The organism is Methylobacterium sp. CCH5-D2 (genome assembly GCF_001556475.1).
Taxonomy (GTDB): domain Bacteria; phylum Pseudomonadota; class Alphaproteobacteria; order Rhizobiales; family Beijerinckiaceae; genus Methylobacterium; species Methylobacterium hispanicum.
Genome location: NZ_LSIX01000578.1, coordinates 21597 through 35478 on the forward strand (window position 1 = coordinate 21597; position 13882 = coordinate 35478).

The 13882-nt window shown below is 67.6% G+C and carries 16 protein-coding genes; 14 read left to right on the top strand and 2 right to left on the bottom strand.

From position 1 onward, the window contains the following. Positions 1 to 368 precede the first annotated feature (368 nt). The gene (locus AX737_RS14775) at positions 369 to 935 is read left to right on the top strand and encodes a hypothetical protein (RefSeq protein WP_066922512.1); all 567 of its coding nucleotides are present in this window, start codon (positions 369 to 371) and stop codon (positions 933 to 935) included. Positions 936 to 955: 20 nt separating this feature from the next. On the opposite strand, the gene AX737_RS14780 is transcribed toward AX737_RS14775, so the two are convergent. Further along, positions 956 to 1462 (bottom strand): hypothetical protein, encoded by a 507-nt coding sequence (locus AX737_RS14780; RefSeq protein WP_245293446.1) that lies wholly within the window; start codon positions 1460 to 1462, stop codon positions 956 to 958. Between the two features lie 45 nt (positions 1463 to 1507). Between AX737_RS14780 and AX737_RS14785 the strand changes: the two genes are divergently transcribed. Genes AX737_RS14785 through AX737_RS14840 form a run of 13 tightly spaced genes read left to right on the top strand, consistent with a single transcriptional unit; the run spans position 1508 to position 13323 of the window. Next, positions 1508 to 1711, top strand: coding sequence for a hypothetical protein (locus tag AX737_RS14785; RefSeq protein ID WP_156453727.1), 204 nt, complete (start codon positions 1508 to 1510; stop codon positions 1709 to 1711). 2 nt (positions 1712 to 1713) lie between these two features. Further along, positions 1714 to 2904 (top strand): type IV secretory system conjugative DNA transfer family protein, encoded by a 1191-nt coding sequence (locus tag AX737_RS14790; protein WP_156453728.1) that lies wholly within the window; start codon positions 1714 to 1716, stop codon positions 2902 to 2904. Positions 2905 to 2908: 4 nt separating this feature from the next. After that, positions 2909 to 4090, top strand: coding sequence for an ATPase, T2SS/T4P/T4SS family (locus AX737_RS14795; RefSeq protein ID WP_066922519.1), 1182 nt, complete (start codon positions 2909 to 2911; stop codon positions 4088 to 4090). Further along, positions 4071 to 4700: a DUF882 domain-containing protein gene (locus AX737_RS14800; protein ID WP_082773056.1), complete on the top strand. Its 630-nt coding sequence runs from the start codon at positions 4071 to 4073 to the stop codon at positions 4698 to 4700. The genes AX737_RS14795 and AX737_RS14800 overlap by 20 nt, the downstream gene beginning before the upstream one ends. Beyond that, entirely contained in the window at positions 4697 to 4942 is a 246-nt protein-coding gene (locus AX737_RS14805) for a hypothetical protein (RefSeq protein ID WP_066922521.1), read from the top strand. Before AX737_RS14800 ends, AX737_RS14805 begins: the two co-directional genes overlap by 4 nt. Beyond that, complete coding sequence (locus AX737_RS14810; protein WP_066922523.1) at positions 4927 to 5604, top strand: hypothetical protein; 678 nt, start codon at positions 4927 to 4929, stop codon at positions 5602 to 5604. The genes AX737_RS14805 and AX737_RS14810 overlap by 16 nt, the downstream gene beginning before the upstream one ends. Continuing rightward, entirely contained in the window at positions 5601 to 6017 is a 417-nt protein-coding gene (locus AX737_RS33240) for a hypothetical protein (protein ID WP_156453729.1), read from the top strand. Before AX737_RS14810 ends, AX737_RS33240 begins: the two co-directional genes overlap by 4 nt. After that, entirely contained in the window at positions 6014 to 6970 is a 957-nt protein-coding gene (locus AX737_RS32100; protein WP_082773057.1) for a M23 family metallopeptidase, read from the top strand. The genes AX737_RS33240 and AX737_RS32100 overlap by 4 nt, the downstream gene beginning before the upstream one ends. Beyond that, on the top strand, positions 6970 to 7734 hold the full coding sequence (locus tag AX737_RS14820) for a hypothetical protein (RefSeq protein WP_245293447.1): 765 nt from the start codon (positions 6970 to 6972) through the stop codon (positions 7732 to 7734). Before AX737_RS32100 ends, AX737_RS14820 begins: the two co-directional genes overlap by 1 nt. After that, positions 7731 to 8753 (top strand): hypothetical protein, encoded by a 1023-nt coding sequence (locus AX737_RS14825; protein WP_066922529.1) that lies wholly within the window; start codon positions 7731 to 7733, stop codon positions 8751 to 8753. Before AX737_RS14820 ends, AX737_RS14825 begins: the two co-directional genes overlap by 4 nt. Continuing rightward, a complete protein-coding gene (locus AX737_RS14830; RefSeq protein ID WP_066922531.1) occupies positions 8750 to 9745 on the top strand; it encodes a hypothetical protein in 996 nt (331 codons plus the stop codon). The genes AX737_RS14825 and AX737_RS14830 overlap by 4 nt, the downstream gene beginning before the upstream one ends. Before the next feature lie 2 nt (positions 9746 to 9747). Then, positions 9748 to 11997: a DotA/TraY family protein gene (locus AX737_RS14835; RefSeq protein WP_245293448.1), complete on the top strand. Its 2250-nt coding sequence runs from the start codon at positions 9748 to 9750 to the stop codon at positions 11995 to 11997. Between the two features lie 3 nt (positions 11998 to 12000). Next, entirely contained in the window at positions 12001 to 13323 is a 1323-nt protein-coding gene (locus AX737_RS14840) for a hypothetical protein (RefSeq protein ID WP_066922532.1), read from the top strand. 4 nt (positions 13324 to 13327) lie between these two features. On the opposite strand, the gene AX737_RS14845 is transcribed toward AX737_RS14840, so the two are convergent. Further along, positions 13328 to 13663: a recombinase family protein gene (locus tag AX737_RS14845; protein WP_348626804.1), complete on the bottom strand. Its 336-nt coding sequence runs from the start codon at positions 13661 to 13663 to the stop codon at positions 13328 to 13330. Between the last annotated feature and the right edge of the window lie 219 nt (positions 13664 to 13882).

Consider the following 13882-nt stretch of genomic DNA (forward strand, 5'->3'; position numbering starts at 1 on the left):
CAGGCCGCAGTAAGAGCCATGCTTTCTCACGAGTGGTGCCAGCAGCGGCGCGTAGAGGTGGGCCTGCAAAGGCGGCTTAATTTTACGTTAAGGAATACAACCGTTGCTTTATTACTTCAGGTTGGGCTCGCTTGTGCATCGCACCAAGCTGCGGCCGACCCGGCATCACTGGAGCATCAGAAGAAGAGCAGATCGAACTTTGAGTATCATAACGGGAGTGCTGAGGAAAAGCGTCCTTACCGGCGCCCTGATCCGGACGTCGACCCAACAAACTTGAGGTTCGAGGAGTTACGAGAGCGCCTCAACGCTCTCGAAGAGAGGTTGGAGCGGCTGGAATACCAGTCAAGCGTTTCAAAAAAGGTGCGTTGATGGCTGTTCCGGACCTCAGCAGCGTGCTCGCCTCGTTGAGCGAGGTGTTCCCGCTCGGCGTCAACCTGATCTTCCTTGCGATCGCCCTGCTTGGCATCTGGTATGGCACGTCCGGTCTCTACGCACTCTACAGCGTGGCGGCCGGCGAATACAAATTCTCCAACCGGCCTGTGACCGTCGATGCGGCGCTCGGCAAGCTCGCGCTGGCGAGTGCCATGATCGTCGCGCCGGTCCTGCTCTGGAAATTCGCCAACACCTTCGTGCTCGGCGGGGACCTCACCTACAGCATGTTCAACTACGGCGCGTCCCCGCGCGGCTCGAGCTGCGAGCAGATCCGGATCGCCATCACGTACTTCTTCATGTGCCTCGGCGCGCTCGCGTGGCTGGTCGCCGGCATGAAGCTCTACCACGCGACGACGGGTCACCAGGGCGGCTCCGGCTCCGCCTTCCTGTACCTCGTCGGCGGCACGCTCGCCTTCTTCGTCAACGATGTGGCCCAGATCGTCGGGAATACCATCAAGATGGACGTGTCGTTCTCGAACGTCTGCACGATGATCGGGGGCTGACGATGAAGACCCCTGCCCTGCTAGCGGCGCCGGAACAGGCCGCCGAGTTCGGCGGCCACGAAGGCGCGGAGCGGCGCCCGGGCCTCGAACATCCGGCCCTGCTCCAACTGCCAGGCGCGGTAGCGCGACACCATCGCGGTGGCGCAGATCACGATGCACAGGAGCAGCGCGCCGACGAGCGTGAACCAAGAGCGCGCGTAGATCGCCCAGGCGGCAGCCAGCACGCCGATGATTTCGGCCGCCACGAACAGCAGGACGGCCTGCCGGCGCTCGTGGGCTGCCAGTTCCCGCACGTCGGTGCCCTCCAGGGCGAAAGTGCGCCCGAGCTCGGCCAGCGAGTAGGTCGCGCCGCACTTCGGATCGTCGCATCGACGCAGGTCGAGCGACTGGGGATCGCCGAGCAGCCGCCCGCGCCGACAATCCGGGCAGGTGGCGTGGGTGCCGCCGAGCACCGTGCCGGTCATGCCCGCGAAGGTGCGGTGCTCGGGTCCGACCCGGCGGGCGAGGCGCTCTCGCGCGAACGACATGATCCCCATGGGTCCCCCTCGGCAAAGATGTTCTCTCGGATTGCCTTGTGGAACGACGCGGGGTGCGACGGCAAGCCAAAGACGATTGAAATCTTCAGGGGCATCGACATGGACCGTAATCGCATCAGATCCCTGGTTCGATTGGCATTCGTGCTGCTCGGAATGTCCGTTCTCCTGCCTGCCTGCGTCAACACCGGAAGCAGCACCTCGGGGCACGTCGACGCCAAGCTTCGCGAGCACGGGATCTGACCATGCGCCGGACGGGATGGCTCCTCTCCACCGCCTTGTGCCTCGCCGGACAACCGGCCCTGGCCCAGGTCGCCAACACCTACTGCGCCCAGAACCCGGCCGCCTGCGCGCCCGTCGCGGCGGGAGGCGGGTACGGCAACGGCGCCCCGGCCTATGGCGGTTACGGCTACGGTGCCCCAGGCTACGGGGCGGGCTACGCCGCCCCGGGCTACGCTGCCCCGGGGTATGGGGCCGGCTACGGCACCGGTTACGGCGCACAAGGGTACGGTGCCGGCTACGGTGCGCCCAGCTACGGCGGCTACCCGCCGCCGGGCTATTACGGCCCCGGCGGCATCGCCCAGGCCAACGCCCTCAACGCCATCGCCAACGGCCCGCGCATCCTGCCCGGCCAGGACGGCCAGCAGCCCTTCCCAGCCAACATCGGCGACAACCAGCCGGCCCCCGCGCCGCCGCACCCGTCGAACCAGGACTTCTCGCGCTACTCGGCCGGGGTCTTCGGCGACGCCAACCGCCCGACCAAGGTGGTCCAGCGCACGGCACGCTCGGCCGGCATCCAGGACGGCTACCGCGACGAATCGAGGCAGATCGCCGCCTACCTCGACACGCCCGAGATCAGCGCGCGGCTGGAGCAGCGCTACCCCTTCGCAGCCGTGATGGTCGGGCCCGACATCGTCCCCCCGGTCGTCTCCGAGCTGCGCGGTGTGCGCCAGACGCCGAACCGCACCCTCCTCGTCACCACCCTCGGGAGCTTCGAGATCCTGCGCGACGCGCGCGTCACGGTGCAGCCGTTGAATTGGCGCGACTACCTCACCGTCACCCCCGCTCCGGAGGCCAAGACCACCTGGACCCCGCCCAAGGGCGATGTCGAGAAGGCGAACTGGGAGGTGGGCTACGCGGGCGGCCTCGAGGTCGGGATCGCCCAGGCCCGCGCCGCCTTCGACGACGGGTTGGCACGTCTCGACCGCGATTTCTCCGGCATGCGCCGCTACCAGGATCTTGCCGCACAAGGGGCGGTCAGCCTGCCGATCGTGAAGGTGCGCGCCACCGCCCTCGAGGTCGGCCGGGACGGTCGCTCGGCCGCGGTCGAGCAGCGCCTGCTCAAGATCGTCGTCTCGCCGAAGTTCACCGGTCCCTCGACGCACGCGGCGCCGGGCCGCCTGGCGTCGGCCGCCGCCGAGCCGGCGGCGGAGTAGGTCCATGCTCTGGACCGGTGCCACCCGCTACCCGCAGGAGGACATCGTCGTGCATGGCCGCGACGAGGTCTCCCGCCTCCTCGTCCACGCCGTCGCGATCGACGCCTCAGACGTGATCTTCCAGTCCGGCCGGCCGGTGCTCGCCTCCGTCCACGGCCACCTTTGCGCGCTGACCCGGGTCTGGCTGCAGCCCTCCACGCTGGCGCGCATCGCCACCGAGCTGACCTCGACCGACTCCATCATGAGCAAGCTCTACAGCGGCCAGGACTTCGACCGCGCCATCACGATCGAGGACCGCGACGGCGCCGGCCGCGACGCCGAGCTGGTCCAGCACCGCTTCCGCATCAACGTCACGGCCGGCTACTACGAGGGCGATGTCGGCGTGCAGATCGTCTGCCGTCACATCCCGGCCGACCCGCCGACCGTGGCCACCCTCGGCGTCGCGGGCGAGCTCGTCGCGGAGTCGACGCCGGCCCAGGGCGCGGTGGTCATCGCCGGCGAGACCGGCTCGGGCAAGACGACGACGCTCGCCGCCCTGATGCGCCGCGTGCTCGAGGAGCCGACCCCGATCCACGGCAACGTGTTGAGCTACGAGGCGCCGATCGAGTTCGTGTTCGAGAACGTGCCGTCGGCGAGCTGCACCGTCATGCAGCACGAGATCGGTCTGCATCTTCCGAGCTTCGCGGCCGGCGTGCGCAACTCCCTGCGCCGCAAGCCCGCCCTCATCATGGTGGGCGAGCTCCGCGACATGGACACGATCCTGGCCAGCGTCGAGGCGGCCCAGACCGGCCACCCGATCTACACCACCACCCACGCCAACGACGTGGCGCACATCCTGCGCCGGCTGACGCTGAAGTTCCCGGCCGATCTGCAGGTCCAGGCCTTCCACGACGTCCTGTCCTCGACCCACCTCCTCGTCTCGCAGCTCCTGGTCCCGCGCGTCGGGGGCGGCCGGGTCTGCCTGCGCGAGTGGCAGGTCCTGACCGACCGGGTCCGGCGCGAGGTGGCGCGCGCCGGCATGGCCGAGGCCGTCGACACCCTGCGGGCGATCCTCGAGCGCGGCGAGGACGGCCGCTCGATGAAGGCCACCGTCATGGCCGCCCTCGATCAGGGCGCGATCGACGTCTCGACCGCCCGCCGCGTCCTCGACCGCTATGGATACCGTGATGCCCGTTTCGCGGCGTAGCCTCCTCACCGGCCTCGCGGCACTCGCCGCCCTGCCCGCCTGCGGCCTCGACCGGGCCTACGCCGCGGCGCTGGCCGGCGCCGCCGCGCTCCCGCCGCCCGTGCGGCTCTGGCTGCGGCGCGAGGGCACCCAGGAGGAGGTGAGCGCGATCGTCCGGACTCCGGACAGCTACAACGCGCGCGACCTCCTGCTGCTGTCCTGGCTCCTGCGCGATGTCGGGGATGCAAGCTCGGCGGTGTGGATCGACCCGCGCCTGTTCGACCTCCTGGCCTCGGTCCAGGGCGCGATGAGCGCGGTCCACGGCGCGGTCGTGCCGCTGATCGTCACCTCGGGCTACCGGACCCCTAAGCACAACGCCGGCCTGGAGGGCGCGGCGCGCGGCTCGCTGCATCTCGCCGGCCGGGCCGTCGACCTGAAAGCGACCGGCTACGCCCCGGACGCGGTGGCGGTCGCGGGCGCGCTCTGCGGCCGCGGCGGCGTCGGGATCTACCCGAACTTCTGCCACCTCGACATCGGCAACACCCGGGTCTGGGCCGGCGGGCGCAAGGCCCCGTCCTCGGGCCAGCCGGTGCCGGGTACCCCGATCACCCAGCCGAGGGATCCCGCGTGAGTGATCGCCACCTGCCATGGCGCTGGTCCGCCGTGCCGCTGCGCTTCTTCGGCCTGCATGGAAGCATCGCGATCTTCTTCCCCCTGCTGATCGTCACAGGGCTCAGTCGATACACCTTCCTGGCGCTGCTCCTGTACGCGGCGTTCCTGGCCTATTGCAATCATCGCAAGATGGGGCCGATGCGGTTCCTGAAATATCTCTGGGCGAAGTTTATCGAGGGTGGAAAATGGCCCGCGTTCTAGTCACCGCGTCGCACCGAATGCGAACCTCGCTGCGCATCGCCGCCCTCCTCGGCGGCCTCGCCCTCGCCGGCGCCGCCCCGGCCGGAGCCCAGACGACCGGGAACAACTGCCTGGTACGGCAGGCGGCCGACGCCGCCGTGCAGCGTCAGATCGCCCTGATCGACGCAGCCAAGGTCAACCCGAGCGCGTTCTTCAACGGCCCGAACTCCTGCATCGCCGGGGATCTGCTGAAGCGGTTCGACCTCTCGAACCTGATCCCCGACCTGTCCGGCTTCCTCACCTCGGCGGCCACGAACCTGATCTCGTCGGTCATGGACGCGGCCAAGCGGCAGGTCTGCCAGATCCTCGACGATCAGCTGCGCAATACGATCCGCGACATCAACCAGCAGATGACGAGCTTCCAGACCTCGATCACCGGCGACCTGTTCCGGCAGCTCAACGGCTCGATCTCGCCGATCACCCTGCCGAACATCAGCGGCATCGGCTCATACAACCTCATCCAGAACAGCGCATTCGGCTCGGCGCTCAACCTGAGCCAGTCCACGCAGAGCGCGTCCCCCGTGGTGGTGCAGCAGAGCGCCCCGGCTCCGGCTGCCGCTCCGGCCATCTCCGCCCCGGCCACGTCCGGCACCGGCAGCAGCTTTGGAGATATGTATCGATGATCCGCCGTGCCGTTCTGCTTTCTAAGCCCCTGTTCTTGGCTGCGGCTGGCTTTGCGCAGGCCCAGAACCTCGCCTTGCCCGTCGGCGACTGGACTTACCCACCCGCCGCAGCTCCGGAATGTAAGAGTGCGCCACTCACCATCGAAAAAAATCGGCTGATCCAGCGCATCGACCAAGAAGGCGTTCGGGGAGAGGCTCGGTGCAGGTTTTTGAGAACAAAGATGGGGTCGAAGGGCTATATATTTGTCAAAACAAAATGCGTTTGGGATGCCCATGTTCCGCAGTCTATGCGTGAAAGTCCGGACAACGACGATGACGAAGAATTTTCGATAAAGATCATCAGCGATACAAAAATCCTCTTCAACAACGTCAAGCATGAGCTCTGCTCGGCTAAGTCTGGGAGCGGACGATGATCCGCGTAGCCGCACCAACGCTGGCACTGATAGCACTCGGTTTCTCGCACGCCCCTGCATCGGCCGGCACCTGCTTGTCGGTCGACATCATGAGCCCGGCCGGGCAGCGGGTCTCCTCGCCCTACGGCGTCAACCGAACTGGCCGACCGGGTGCATCGGCCGGTTACCATCAAGGTATGGATATCGTAAATAGTGAGGGTGCGGGAACTAAGATATTCTCTGGTTCTTCCGGTTCAACATCGTTTTATAATTTTACCGGCGGAGGGGTCATTGCCGATGTCACGTCGGGGGATACCAGATTTCTCTATCTTCATATGAATACGTTGACGCTGAAGAAGGGAGAGGTCGTCACGAAGACGATTTCGGCCGGCGATCAGGTCGGCACGATGGGCTGCGCCGGCATGAGGCAGTGTGCCCCCCACCTTCACCTCGGTACGCTCCTGAAAGGTAGCGCGCTCTCCACGAGCGGCACAAACGGCCGAGCCTGGAAGATGGGTTCCGGCAAAGGCGCGAGCCCCATGACCGCCGACGCGATCAAGGAGGCACTTCCGCAGGGCTGGTACTACGTCAATCCCGAGCCGTTCCTGCCGCGCCAGCTTCCGATCTCGAACACGTACCCGGACATGGCAGGGGGGCCGCGCGACACGACCCTGCCGAAGACCTGCTCGCCCGGCGCCAACGAGGGTGCAGCCTCTGAGACTGTCTCTCGCTCCGATACCCAGTCCCGGCAGGCTGCGATCTCCGCCGCGGCAGAGAGGCCGACCGGCTCGGAGGACCATGCGGTGAAGGTGGCCAACCAGCCCAACCGCAGCCTCTACATCGAGTTGGCGCGCATCAACGCCACGGAGCTGACCACCAACACCTTCGACTACGACGCGCAGATGGATGCCGCGCTCGCCCAGCTCGTCGCCCTCTACGCCCTCGACGCGCGACCCCTGGAGGGCAAACCGTGATGCGGCTGCGGCCCCTCCTCCTTCCGGCTAGCGCCGTCCTCGCCGCCGCCCTGGCGTCCCCAATTCAGGCGCAGGGCCTCTTCCCGCAATGGGAGATCTCCCTGCAGCGCCTCCTCTCGGGAATGAAGGTTTCCGGCGCGCAGTCGAGCGCCACCACGCTCCAGACCACCAACGCGCACAAGGCAAGCGCCGAGGCTGCGGCCTCGACCCTGGTCAGCCAGGACAACGCCCTGCGCATCGCCCGCGCCCAGCATCAGTACAGCTACGACACCGGCACGGGCTACGCCGCCTGCGACGTGTCGCTCGCCATCCGCCAGGAGCGTGACAGCTACGCCTCGGCCGACAAGGTCCGTCAGACCTTCGCTGCCGCCGACAGGTCCTGGCTGACCAGCGGCGGGGACTCCGGCGCACGCATGGGCGCCAGCCTCGATCAGCGCCGGACCTTCTACTGCTCGCCCTCCGAGCAGGAGACGGGCTGGTGCACCGGCGCCAAGCCCGGCGGCTACGGCGCAGGCGACTCCGATGCAGCGCCCTGGCTGTTCAACCGGGACTACGGCCCCGAGGAGGTGATGACGGCGGCCGACTACCTCGACGTCGTCGCGCCCCTCCCCACGGTGAAGCCCAACTCCACCACGGCGGAGCAGGATGCCGACCTCGTCCAGGCCCGGCGCCAGGGCGCGATCATGAGCGGCGCCCGGGCCGGCCTCGTCGGCGTCCTCGTCGGCGGCATGGGCGGCGACAGCCGCCAGGGAGGCACGCCATGAGCCATCGCACCCCCACCGCGCTCGCCGGGCTCGGCGCCGTCATCGTGGCGATCGGCGCCGTCGACCCGGCCGAGGCCCAGACCTGCTTCGGGGTCGAGGCGCGCGTGAACATCGCCACGTCCTCGCTCACGACCGCGATCACCGGCGCGATCACCACCACCGAGGCCGCCCTGGTCGCGCAGGAGATTGCCGAGCGAGCGCGGCTCCTCTCAGCCGTGAAGGTTTTGACCGCGCAGTCGGCCGCCGGCTCGGATCAGGTCTCGAACGGCTTCCGGGCGTCGAGCGAGGCGCTCGCCACCACCGTCGTCACCCAGGACCAGCGCCAGGCCGTGGCGCTCGCCGCCCACCGCTACGGCTCGGTCGGCTACGATCCGTGCGGGTCGAACACCAAGGCGCAAAGCCTTTACACGGCGATGACCGGCTCGCCGGCCGTCCGCCGGCAGATCGTCACCCCCGTGCGGGCCCAGCCCGGACGCTACGCTGACCCGAAGGACTGGGTCGCCGACGTGAAGAACGGTGACGCCCCCGACGGCGCCTCGCTCTACAGCGGCGACACCGCGGCCGCCTCGCGGTTCATCAACACCGTCGTCGGCCCGCCCGACCCGCAGCCGCGCAACACCGGCACGAGCGCCACCAACGACCTCGACCGGCTGGAGAAGACGGGCCGGGACACCTACCGCTCGCTCACCGCCAGCGTGCTCGCCGACATCGCCGCCGATTACCGGACCGACGGGCCGATCGCGCAGGCGCGCACTCTCTCCAGCCACTGGCAGGGCAGTGACGGCGGCGCGGCGTGGGCGGCCGGCGTCGCCGGCCAGCACGCCCGCGGCATCATCCAGGATGCGGTGCGCATGGAGGCGGCCAACCTCGCCCTCCTCGCCCACCAGATCAAGCGCGGGATGCGGACCGAGGCCACGGCCGCGGCGCTGCTGCTCGCCATGGTCAACGCCCGCATCTCGAACAGCGTGCCCGCCCTGGGCCGCGGATCGTCCATCCCAGCGAGCTTCCAGACGCCATGAAGCAGCTTCTCCCCGCCGCGGCCCTCGCCGCCTTCATTTGCGCTCTCGCCTCGCCTGCGGCGGCGCAGAGCTGCTTCGTGGCCGACCCGATCTGGATCGCGGGCCACAACAGCGCCACCGCCACCCTGACCGCCCGGGTCGGCACCATGGGCACCAACGTCGCCACGCAGCGCAGCCTCACCCTGGAGATGCTGCTCTCGGCGATGAAGGTGCAGACCGCGCAGACCGCGACCAACGGCGAGCGTGAGGTGAACCTCACCAGCAACACCCAGCAGGCGGTGGCCTCGACCCTATCCCAGGTCACCCAGCGTCAGGCCCTGGTCCACGCGCGCGAGCAGTACGGCATCGACACCGGCCAGGGCGTGAACGCCTGCGGCTCGATCGACCTGATGAATGCGACCAACCGTGCCTTGGGCAACGTCACGATGACCGGCCGGGAGACCTACCGCGGCCTCGACGTGGCGCCGGGCAAGAACGTCCCGGTCCAGCAGGCGACCCGCGACCGCCTGCAGGACCCGACCAAGACCGACGCGGCGGTGCTCCTCGATCCGGCCGCCGACGACGACGACCGCAAGGCGGTGATACAGGCGATGGCTGGCCTGCCCATGCCCAAGCCCACCGCCGTGATGCCGGGCTCCGAGGCCGACCTGATGATGCTGCGCGCGCGCCGGGTCGAGGCCCTGCGCTCGCCGGCGCTGGTATCGCTCAGCGCCGTGCGGGCCATGTCCTCGGCCGAGGGCCACGAGGTCGGCAGCTCCGCCCCTTCGCCGCTCGCCCAGCTCGACGCGCTCATGGGCCAGTACGGCGGCGGGCCGCAATACGAGGCGTGGTCGGCCCGGCTCGCCGGCCAGTCCGAGCACGGGTTGCTGATCGAGCTCACCCGCATGCGCTCGATGGCGCTGGCGCTGCGCCAGCAACTCGTCGAGCAGCAGGCCCGCACCTCGGCCGTGTTCGGCACCATCCTGGCCACCCAGGCCGGCGGCAACCTCTAGGGATGACCATGCTTCGCAGGATCGCCACCGGCGCCGGCAGCCTCGGTCTCCTCGCCGCGGCGACGGCCGCCCGGGCCCAGACCACGGGCAAGGAGATCTTCACGCCGGTCCAGAACGATCTGGCGCTGGTCAACCTGCGCAAATTGCTCGGCTGCGTGGTCGACGGTGTCTGGACCGCCGCCACCTGCACCGACGACCGGCCGCTCACGGTCGCCTTGGGGTATTTCAACGTCGGCTGCCTGATCGTCGCGACGATTCTGGCCTGCTATCTGCTCTACTCGCTCGTTGCCGACACCGCCAACGACGGTGAGGCGTTCGGGCGCGGATCGAGCGCCAAGTACACCCTCCTGCGGGTGGTCACCGGCGCGATCCTCAGCCTGCCGATCAAGTCCGGCTTGTCGCTCGTCCAGATCCTCGTGGTCCAGATCGCCGTCTGGGGCTCCGGGTTCGGTGACACGCTCTGGACCCGCGTCGCCGGCACCCAGCTCACCGGTATGTACGGCACGCTCTTCCAGCCGAGCCCGCAGAGCGGGGACTTCGTGCTGCGCGGCAAGCTCGCCGATATCCTCCTCGGACGACTCTACGGCCATGTCTGCGCTCAGGCCTTGCAGCAATACGCCACCAACGTCTCCGGCAACACCAATGCCGCTTCGGTTCGCTCGAAGACGACCGACGACAGCGGGTTCCTCGGGATGTCGTCGTCGAAGTCGACGACCTATCATTTCGCAGATGCAAACGGCTATTTCCGAAAGTCTAATAATCTCTGCGGTGCTGTCGTCTACGAGTACGCCAAGCTCAGTACGAACCTGACCAACTCCAATGACCGCAGCACCATCCAGCTCCTCCTCGACCTCGCGGAGCAGCAGAGCCAGCGCAGCTTTCAGGCGGCGATCAACAGCCTCGACGGCGCCGCGAGCGGCATTGCCAGCATCATCACCTCCGGGAGCCGCGACGACGAGGCGATCCAGGCCCGGATCAAGCAAGCGATCACCTCGGCCTACAACACAGCCAACAGCAGCCTGACCGGGAGCAACAACGCCCAGCTCGACCAAGCCCTGCGCAACTACCTCACGAATGCGACCGACAACGGCTGGCTCTCGGCCGCGCTCTGGCAGCGCTCGATGAGCCTCGTCCAGGTCAAGCTCCTGGTCGCCTCCGCCGGGATGAGTGGCTCGATCCGGGTCGTGCCCCCGGCCAACATCAACACCTACATCCCCTACTTCGGACACAGCGCCTACGCGCCGCTCGCCGCGGAGGCGCAGCGCAACCTCTCCTACGTCGCGAGCTTCGGCGGCTACATCGCCAACCAGGGCTCGGGCAGCGTCGCCGGGGTCACGAGCGACAACCCGACCGCCCAGGCGGACCCGCCCAACCTGTTCGCCAAAGGCCTCGCTGCGATCTACTCGGGCATCCTCTCGCTCATCAGCCAGCCCGAGAGCACGACGTGGAAAGACCCGGTCCTCGAAGTGCAGGCCATCGGTCAGACCATCGCGAATTTCGGTGTGGGAGCAACAGCAGCCGGTGTCGGCTTCGACATGCTCGACTGGGCTCTGGGGAAGTTCAAAATCAGCGACGATGGCGCGCTGAGATCGGGTATCCAGGGGTTCGCTGGCTTCACGTATTTCCTGGCCCTGATCCTGTTCGCGGCCGCCTTCATGCTGATCGGGCTCGTACCGTTCGTCGTGATCGTCCACTTTCTGATGTCGACCTTCAACTGGTTCCTCGTCGTCGCCGAGGCGATGATTGCCGTCCCGATCTGGTTGCTCACCAAGTTCATGCCGGCCCGCTCCGACAATTTCGTCGGCAACAGCGGTCAGGGCTATATGTTCTTCCTCGGCATCCTGCTCCGGCCGCCCCTGATCGTGATCGGCCTGCTCGTCTCACTGCTGCTGATGCGGGTCGGGATCGACATCACCAACATCTTCTTCCGTGGCGCGCTGGCGATGCTCTCGCCGGACGGAACCATCGCCTACGCCATGGTCGGCACTGCCGGGTTGTTCGTCTACGCCGTCGTCCTGTTCTCGATCGTCACGCTGTCCGCAGGCCAGATCAGCGCCCTGCCCGAGACCGTGCTGTCCTGGATCGGAGCGCAGATCGAGCGCCGGGCCGCCAACAGCGCCGCCGTCGCCGCGGCCGGGATCGTTACGCCGCGCTCACCCACGCAGGTCCCGTCCCAGACGATCGGCCGGATGGTCAAGGAGACCCGCAGGGACGGCCGCACCATGCTCTCGAAGATGCGTAACAAGGAGTGATCGATGAACGACGCCACTCCTCGGGACGTCGCGACGCATTTCGGGATCGCGACCGTCTTCTCCCTCTCGGCGGTCGCGGCCCCGTTCATGCCAGAGGTGATCCTGGCCTATGCGGGATACCTCTACCTGCGCCACTTCATCTACGGCTGGCGGACCTGGCGCGCGCCAGCGCGCGTCCCATTCCACCTTGGCCTGCGCGGCTACCGCGACGCGACCACGCGTCGGCGCGGCGATGCCTCCTGGCCGATCGGGCTTGCCGCCACCGGCCAGGTCTGGCTTCGGCGCGAGGACCTCGTGCAGGGATTGAGCCTCCACAGCGACGACCCCGAGTGGCAGGCGCAGGCGATCGGCACCCTCGTATTCGGCGCCTGCCTCAACGGAATGGGCGCCATCGTCGTCCAGAGCGCCACCGACGAACTGCTGACCGATCGGATCGCCGCCGTAGCCAAGCCCTTCGGCCGGGACAACGAGATTGAAACCCTCGATCTGACGAACGCCCCCCAGCCGCCGCTGCGGATCGCCACCTCGACCTTGAGAGCCGCCATCGCCGACCTCCATCTCGGACCCGAGGCCATCGCCCTGAACAAGGCGCTCATGCCCGTGCTCGAGATGCTCGCCACCCGCTACAAGCAGAACCCGCTCGTCCTCTACGAAGCCTTCGTCGACGAGGCCGCGCTCGCCCGCCTCGTCGCCGGCACCTACGAGATCGAACGCAACACCGTCAGCGCCGACGACAACGCCTCGGCTGACGCTGCCGCCCTCAGGGAGGTACTCGCGCCGCTACAGGAACTCTCGGCTGAGAACCGCGAGATCGGACGCAAGGCCCTCATGGCCCACGCCCCGGAACTGGCGGGCTTGGTCAGCCTCTCGCTCACCCAAGGCTTCGAACTGCGGGATGCCATCGCGGCGGGAGGCCTCGTGTGCGTCCGGACGTCCTCGCCTCTCACCGCTGCCCTCGTCGTCGCGCGGTGCACCGAGGCCCTCGCATCGGCGCCCCAGGGCCATGCCAACCGCTCTCTCGTCCATATCGCCTACCCGGACGAGCTCTCGGGCGCATCAGCCAAACGGTTCCGTACCGCTGCCGCGAAGTCTGGCGCAATCGGAAGCCTCTCCCTCCCGGCTCAGCCGGTGAGCCACATCTACAAGGCCACCCGGAAAATCTGCGCGCTCCGCATCAATGGCCAACCTGGCGGAGGCGATGGCAGCGCTGTCGCGGGCAAGATCTTATCTACGATCAAGGAGTGCTCGTTCGCACTGGATATCCGGCTACCAGAGGCTCCAGAGCCGACCTTCGCGAAGGTGCCAGCAACCATAGGCAAGCATTGAGGCCCTATGCATCTGCAGGGCGAAGCGCCCGCGCGGTGCCGCTGTCGAACTGCTCGGTCAGGCTGCGGAAGTGCACCTCCTGCCGGCGCAGACCGTCGATCGTGCGCATCAACTCCATGAGCGAGTGGCCGAAGCCGCCGAGCTTCCTAACCATCAGCACGCCGTCCGGACGCGGGAAGGCGAGGGCGGCCTGGAACTCCGGCCGAACGGTGCCTGCCTTGCCAGACTGCATCTCCTTGAAGATTTTTTCGGCTGCGGCCTTCAACAGCGCATCGCGTTGTAGATCGAGGTACTGGTCCTGTTGTCGAGACGCGTACGTAGCGGACAAGCGTGTCAGCATCGTCTCACAACAGGGTATTTCTTACAATAGATTTACTACTTTATTTTCCTTACATAATCTGGGCCTTTTCAAGGGCTCGCGGTGGGGTGCCATCCGACTGTAAGGAAAACGTTCGTTTTCTGGACACAGCTGTCCGCTCTGCACGGGGTGAGAAGCGGCCACGACTAGAGCCGTGCCCGCTCACGTAGCAACGGCCAAGTCGGTATCGTAACCGGCGGC

Coding starts and splice junctions, on each gene's coding strand:
- AX737_RS14775 (WP_066922512.1), top strand. CDS start 369: ATGGCTGTTCCGGACCTCAGCAGCGTGCTCGCCTCGTTGAGCGAGGTG.
- AX737_RS14780 (WP_245293446.1), bottom strand. CDS start 1,462: ATGTCGTTCGCGCGAGAGCGCCTCGCCCGCCGGGTCGGACCCGAGCAC.
- AX737_RS14790 (WP_156453728.1), top strand. CDS start 1,714: ATGCGCCGGACGGGATGGCTCCTCTCCACCGCCTTGTGCCTCGCCGGA.
- AX737_RS14795 (WP_066922519.1), top strand. CDS start 2,909: ATGCTCTGGACCGGTGCCACCCGCTACCCGCAGGAGGACATCGTCGTG.
- AX737_RS14800 (WP_082773056.1), top strand. CDS start 4,071: ATGCCCGTTTCGCGGCGTAGCCTCCTCACCGGCCTCGCGGCACTCGCC.
- AX737_RS14810 (WP_066922523.1), top strand. CDS start 4,927: ATGGCCCGCGTTCTAGTCACCGCGTCGCACCGAATGCGAACCTCGCTG.
- AX737_RS33240 (WP_156453729.1), top strand. CDS start 5,601: ATGATCCGCCGTGCCGTTCTGCTTTCTAAGCCCCTGTTCTTGGCTGCG.
- AX737_RS32100 (WP_082773057.1), top strand. CDS start 6,014: ATGATCCGCGTAGCCGCACCAACGCTGGCACTGATAGCACTCGGTTTC.
- AX737_RS14820 (WP_245293447.1), top strand. CDS start 6,970: ATGCGGCTGCGGCCCCTCCTCCTTCCGGCTAGCGCCGTCCTCGCCGCC.
- AX737_RS14825 (WP_066922529.1), top strand. CDS start 7,731: ATGAGCCATCGCACCCCCACCGCGCTCGCCGGGCTCGGCGCCGTCATC.
- AX737_RS14830 (WP_066922531.1), top strand. CDS start 8,750: ATGAAGCAGCTTCTCCCCGCCGCGGCCCTCGCCGCCTTCATTTGCGCT.
- AX737_RS14835 (WP_245293448.1), top strand. CDS start 9,748: ATGACCATGCTTCGCAGGATCGCCACCGGCGCCGGCAGCCTCGGTCTC.
- AX737_RS14840 (WP_066922532.1), top strand. CDS start 12,001: ATGAACGACGCCACTCCTCGGGACGTCGCGACGCATTTCGGGATCGCG.
- AX737_RS14845 (WP_348626804.1), bottom strand. CDS start 13,663: ATGCTGACACGCTTGTCCGCTACGTACGCGTCTCGACAACAGGACCAG.